This is a genomic window from Streptomyces dysideae (assembly GCF_001514305.1).
Classification (GTDB): domain Bacteria; phylum Actinomycetota; class Actinomycetes; order Streptomycetales; family Streptomycetaceae; genus Streptomyces; species Streptomyces dysideae.
In genome coordinates, this window is sequence record NZ_KQ949192.1 from 1 (window position 1) to 1,327 (window position 1,327).

General features: G+C 66.3%; 1 protein-coding gene. It reads left to right on the forward strand.

Features of this window, described 5'->3' with window-relative positions; translation table 11 throughout:
• On the forward strand, window positions 1-961 hold a 961-nt coding region (locus AQJ91_RS48325), incomplete at its 5' end, for a glycoside hydrolase family 62 protein (protein WP_067036802.1).
• Window positions 962-1,327 lie beyond the last annotated feature (366 nt).

Sequence of the window (1,327 nt, forward strand, 5' to 3'; positions counted from 1 at the left end):
GTGGACCGGCCTGTCCGGGGCGAGCAACGCGTGTGCTCTTCCGTCGACCTACCGCTGGACATCGACGGGGCCGCTGGCGCAGCCGAAGGCGGGGTGGGCCTCGCTCAAGGACTTCACCACCGTGAAGCACAACGGCAAGCACATCGTCTATGCCACGACGCACAACACCTCCGCCGGTGAAGACGGGCGCTGGGGACTGACGACCTTCAGCCCCTTCACGAACTGGTCCGACATGGCCACCGCCACCCAGAACACGATTCCCTTCGACGGCATCGCGCCGACGCTGTTCTACTTCGCCCCGAAGAACCTCTGGGTGCTCGCCTACAACGGGGCTTGGCCATACAGCTTCGGCTACCGCACCTCGAGCGACCCCACCGACCCCAACGGCTGGTCCGCGCAGCAGGAGCTGTTCACGGGCACCCTCCCGAAGGGGGGCCCCCTCGACGTGACCCTCATCGGCGACGACACGAACATGTACATGTTCTTCGCTGACGATGAGGGCGGCATCTACCGCGCCGGCATGCCCATCGGCAACTTCCCGGGCACCTTCGGTTCGTTCACGAAGATCATGAGCGACACGCCGCTCAACCTGTTCGAGGCGGTCGAGGTCTACAAGGTCCAGGGCCAGAACCAGTACCTCATGATCGTCGAGGCCCAGAATTACACAGGGTATGGTCGCTACTTCCGCTCGTTCACGGCCACCAGCCTCGACGGCACGTGGACACCGCAGCCGCAGGCCGAGACCGTGACCAGCCCCTTCGCCGGCAGTGCCAACAGCGGCGCGACGGCCTGGACCAGGGACATCAGCCACGGCGATCTGGTTCGCACCAACCCCGACCAGACCAAGGCCATTGACCCTTGCAATCTGCAGTTCCTCTACCAGGGGCGTGACCCCAGCACCGACGGCGGGGACTACGGCCTCCTGCCGTACCGGCCGGGGGTACTGACACTGCAGCGCTAGCCGGTGGCGTGACGCAGGTCCCGGTGTTCCTGACGTTCGCGGGCAACGACGTACGCCGTGAGCGTCACAGCGAGCGATCAGGAACGGGGGAGTTGGAGCGGCGGGCTCGGTGCAAGGCCGAGCCCGCCGCCACGTGGAGAACCCGGATGGTGGCGGCCTCGTCCTGGTCGACGACGAGACGCGGAAGGTGTCAAGCCTGGTGAGTCGGTCGGTTTCAGGGTTTGTCGAGTGAGCCGGGGTCGCCGGCGTCCGAGGTGATCACTGGGCGGCGGCGTGGTCGTCCGGCTGGTTGATCCACACGTTGGTGGGGACGATCGGCGGGGTGGGTGGCTTGTTGACGAACCGTTCGGGGTTGCGCTGGTAGAC